At 66.0% G+C, this 4574-nt stretch carries 4 protein-coding genes; 1 reads left to right on the top strand and 3 read right to left on the bottom strand.

Annotated elements, in window-relative coordinates:
• Positions 1 to 1295: hypothetical protein (locus Q8K99_08315; protein MDP2182558.1), on the top strand; the 1295-nt coding region annotated here is incomplete at its 5' end.
• A 27-nt stretch (positions 1296 to 1322) separates the two neighbouring features.
• Here the strand turns inward: Q8K99_08315 and Q8K99_08310 are convergent.
• From Q8K99_08310 to Q8K99_08300, 3 genes are all read right to left on the bottom strand, one after another.
• Positions 1323 to 2258, bottom strand: a complete 936-nt coding sequence (locus tag Q8K99_08310; GenBank protein ID MDP2182557.1) for a nucleotidyl transferase AbiEii/AbiGii toxin family protein — start codon at positions 2256 to 2258, stop codon at positions 1323 to 1325.
• The gene (locus Q8K99_08305; GenBank protein ID MDP2182556.1) at positions 2255 to 3061 is read right to left on the bottom strand and encodes a hypothetical protein; all 807 of its coding nucleotides are present in this window, start codon (positions 3059 to 3061) and stop codon (positions 2255 to 2257) included. Before Q8K99_08305 ends, Q8K99_08310 begins: the two co-directional genes overlap by 4 nt.
• Positions 3062 to 3216: 155 nt before the next feature.
• The coding region (locus Q8K99_08300; GenBank protein ID MDP2182555.1) for a hypothetical protein at positions 3217 to 4574 on the bottom strand (1358 nt) is incomplete at its 5' end.

Genomic DNA, 4574 nt, shown 5'->3' with positions numbered 1-4574 from the left:
TGGAGGGCATGCGGTGGCCCGAAGGCTACATCGAGGGCGTCCGCTTCCTCAACAAGGTCGTCGACGAGGATGACCTGCGGAAGCTGAACCTGCTGCGGATCGCGCTCGGCAACGGCGGGATGTTGCGGCGGCACCGCGGCGCGTTCGTGACCACAAAGCGCGGCCGCCATCTGATTGCGCCCGGACGCGAGGGGGCGCTGTTCCTCGCGCTGTGGGTCGCGTACTTCCTGGAGACGAATCTGGGCTACACCGACCGGATGCCAGACGATCCCGTGCTCCAATTCTGCTTCGGGTCGATCATGCTAGCCGCCGTCGATGCCGACGAGGACTGGGTCGGAATCGAGGAGCTTCGCCAGTACGTGGTCGTCGGCCACGGCATCTGGGACCGGGAAGAGTCCTTCTTCGGCGACCGGCAGTGGGCGCCCAACCTTGCCGTGCAGCTGCGGCTCCTGGAGCCGCTCGAGGACTTCGGACTCGTCGAGATCGACGGCGAGCGCGCCCGATTCGTTCGCCACGTACGAGCGGTGCGCGCGACGTCGCTACTGCGCGCGTTCGCGACCGAGGTGCCCGCCGGGCAGCGGCACGCTGGCGGCAACGTGACCATCGCATCGGCTGCCGAGGAGTTCTTGGAGCTGCGCGCCTACGACACGGCCGCCGCCGAACTCGCACGGCTTCGCGAAGCGATCGAGCTCTACCTCCTCTACTTCGACATGAGAGGTCTCGCTCTGCTGTCGGCCAAGGACGCCGCAGCCGTGGTCACCGCCAGACGATTCGCGGCTGACGCCATGGCTGCGGGCGTGCTTCCGGTGGACCGCGCTCTGGATGGGATCGTCGACTTCTTCGAGCACTTCGTGATCGCCCACGCCGAGACTCCCAAGGCGATCCGCTCCTACGGACGCGAGCTGGGCCGCTTCTTCAAGTGGCTCGGCGACTCCGACACGGTCCGGCGCCTGGAGGCGGAAGGCGCGCTGATCGACATCGACGAGGCCTCGCGCCGCGGCGCGCAGGCGGCGGAGATCGCCGAGATGCTGCGGGACGAGGTCCATCTCTCCGACGAGCTCGACGACATCGATCAACCCTCGCGGCTGGTCCAAGCCGAGTTCCGAGTGATCGGATGTCGTTCGGGAGAACTGAATCTGGTCGATCTGGCTACCGCCAAGGATTACCTGGGCGTCGGCGTGAGGTTGGTGTCAGGAGACGAGGTCCCACAGGGACTGCTGATCACCGGATCCATCGCCCTGTTCGAGGACGGCACGAAGCGACTGGCCGAGGTGTGGACCGTCTATCCGGGGTGAGCGCGGCAGGAGCACCGCCGCTCCTTCTCAGCGACCGAGCAGCCTGCGCAGATTCTGTACCTTCCAAGCAACCACGGGGCTGATGCGGGCGCGCTCGGCAATGTCCGGCCATCCGCCGAACAGCAACTCGGGAACGTGTTGTCCGGTGGTCCCCAGGAGTTCCATGTACTCAGCCTCCGCCGGCGTCAGTATTGACAGTGGGCTGAGGTACGCAGCGACACGTGCACGCATGTCGTCGAAGCCAGCCGGATCCTCAGTGGTCAGCACACCACGAAGCTCCTGCACCTGCGCCTCGGTCGGCTCCGCGAACTTGTCTGCGGCACCAGCGGGATCGCGTTCAAAGGGAAAGCGGTCGGTCAGCGACAAGGCATGGAGGACCACCGACCGTGCCAAGCCACTGTCCAGACGCGGAGCCTCCACCGCGGTCGCCAGTCTCGCGATGTCATACAGGTCGCGAGGCGCGGTTCGATCCACCAGGGCCGACACCTTGCCGGCTACGAGCTCGGGCAGCTGGAGCGTTGCGAAGGCGACGGTCGGCCGACAACGCGAGCACGCGAGCATGACCGGTTCGAGGAGCGGTACTCGCGCGAGGTAGCTCACGTCCACCTTGATGGAATCCGCGTCGTACCGAAGACGGTATGACTGCCCGCTGTGCTCGTTGTGAAGCGACCTTGCGGCGTAGCCGAGTTTGGCCGCGAGCGCTCTGACCTCTCCATCGACCCTGGGCCGCTCCTCGAGCATGCCCTCCGCCGTCGGAGAGCCCACGTACGCGAGGTCGATGTCCACGGACAGCCGGGGCATGTCCGCGTGGAACACGTTCAGGGCAGTGCCGCCGTGCAGGATCAGCCGGGACTTGAGGTAAGGGTTGTTCGCGACGGCGTCGAGCATCTCGAGCAGACGTTCGACCTTCTCGACAACGGGCGGGTCGAATCCCTTGGGCACAGCGAGGATCGGCCGGGTCACGAGCGTATCCACTCCTCATACGGCAATCCCGTGGGCGCGTACAGCCGCCACGCTGCGATGAACTCGGCGGAGGGCGTCGATCCGGGAGTCAGCCGGTGGGGTCCACGCCCGGCCATCGTGCGGAGCCGATCGAGATCCGGTTCTGAGACGTGCCACATCTGGCGCCCGAGTTCGAGCAGCCATCCGGCCCTGGCCGCTGCAGTCGGTGACCCCAGAGCGCTCACGTACTCCGCAACTCGCCCGGAACCCATGTTCGGGAAGCCCCCCACGCTTCGCAGTGTCTCCTCCAAGCCTCCGGCCAGGTCGAGCCTCATGAGGCAGTCGACCAGCGTGCGCTCCGGCGTTGTCACCGTCACAAGGTCGTCGCCCACACGCACGAGCTGCACATATGGCGGCTCCGCGTAAGGACCGGCAAGGCGCTTCGGAGGAGCAACCCGCTCGAAGCGATAGCCGTCGACGGTGAACATGCTGACACGCCGCCCTGACACGAACAGCACTCGGCGCGAGACGGAGTGCGCCACGCCGTGTGCCTCGAGCGCGGTGTGGTACGCCAGAACGGCGTCAGGAGCGCTCTTGGCGGCTACCAACGCGGCGCGTGGGGTCCGGTCGCGGTACGGACCCATGTTCGACGCGTACAGCCCGCGCGTGAGTCGGCGCGCCTGCTCGCGCTCCACGGCGTTGCGCAGGTTCGTGTAGCGTGTGGAGTTGCTGACGTTGTTGTCCACATCCGACAGGAACTCGTCGAGCGTGAACACGGCGTGCTGCTCGAGATACCGTGTCGTCATCGAGGACTTGGTTGGCATGACAACTCCAAATCAGTACTAAACTACTGAGTCAGAGTATCACGACCAACTGCGTCGGTCGAGGTCCCCGTCTACGCTTCCACCCGCTACCATGGCCGTACGCCCAGTCACGCGTGGTGAGCACGGCGGCCTTCCTTGCGGGCGCTGGTGTGCGGCTATCCCACGGCAAGCAGCGTGGATCCTCGCAGGGCGCGGCGCAGCTCGCCCTGAAATGCCGGGTAGCGGCTGTATCGCTGGCGGTACGTGGTGATCAGCGCGTCGCCGTCGGATCTCGCTTTCTTCTTCGCAAGTACTTCCGCAGTCGCCATCAGCAGGTCCGCCGCCTTGCCGTAGCTGCCGCGGTGCTTGTTTCCAACGATGGCGTCCACTCGCTTGCCGGTCTGTTCGACGCACCAAGGCAGGTACTTCGTCGCCTCGTCGTCCGACAACCGAGTGGACCGGATGACCTCCATCGCGGCCATCCCGAACCTCGACGCGACGTCTTCGTCGACAGAGTACCCCCACTGAATCCGCATCGTCTGTTCCCAGAACCGCTCCAACGCACCTGGGATGCGCGAGTCAGGCTCGCAGGAGAGGAGCATGAGGAAGAACGGAACCAGCAGACCCTTCGGATTGCCGCCGTAGCTCCAACCGAGAGGGCTGTCGCCGGCGCAGAGTCCGAATGCGTCTTCATACCGCCCGGAGAGCAGATACGCCTGCGGCAACAGTCCTTCTTGTGCCTGACTTCGCTGCGTCTCGCAGTCCTCGCAAAGGAAACCCCGCCTGGAGCGTTCCTGCTCCTCCGAGAGCGAGCGTACTCGTGCTATCGCTTGCGCACTCTCTTCCGCGTGGCGGCCCTGGAGTTCGGCGAGCGAGAGAAGATGCAGGAGATCGGACAGCGACGGTCTCGAGCGGAAGGCCTCGCGACGTCCCGTCAACTGCATCGACACGTCGCCGAGCCGCTCGCCCGCCCGCACCAGCCCTGTCGCGATATCCGCACGCACTACGATGTCCTCGGGGACCCGCGCGAGTCCCTCGGTCGCCGCCTCGGCCATCGCCCCGAAGTCCGACTCCTCTTCCAAGCGTCCGATCCAGTCGACATAGGCCTCGGGATGGTTGCCTCCCTCTTCGCGTGCCAATGCGGCAACGGCCGAAGTCCCACCGGAGAGGGTGACCGCCTCGCGCAGCAGATAGCGGCCGACGCGGTCGTTCCTGCTTCGCAGCAGGTCGATCCAGCTCGGAAGGAAGCCCGCGAGGTCCGGAAGAGGTCCGGGCGCCGCACCGGCGACGCGCCGCAGATCGAGGTCGGTTCCGACCGAATAGCGGAATCTGTCGATGGCCTGCATCAGCGCGAACGGTCGAAGAGCGGGTTCTGCCGACCGATAGGCAGCCTGCAAGTAGAGCAGACGCGTCTCCTCGAGGTCGGTGTCCAGTATGTCGCGAGGGTCGCGGCTTCCGGGCAGGTGCCCGGGCTCGTCGCCCATCTCGAGAATGTCGAACAACGCCATGTACGCTTCTTCGGCCAACTCGGGGC

Source organism: Actinomycetota bacterium, from assembly GCA_030682655.1.
Classification (GTDB): Bacteria; Actinomycetota; Coriobacteriia; order Anaerosomatales; family JAUXNU01; genus JAUXNU01.
This window is presented reverse-complemented; position numbering and strand designations above follow the sequence as displayed.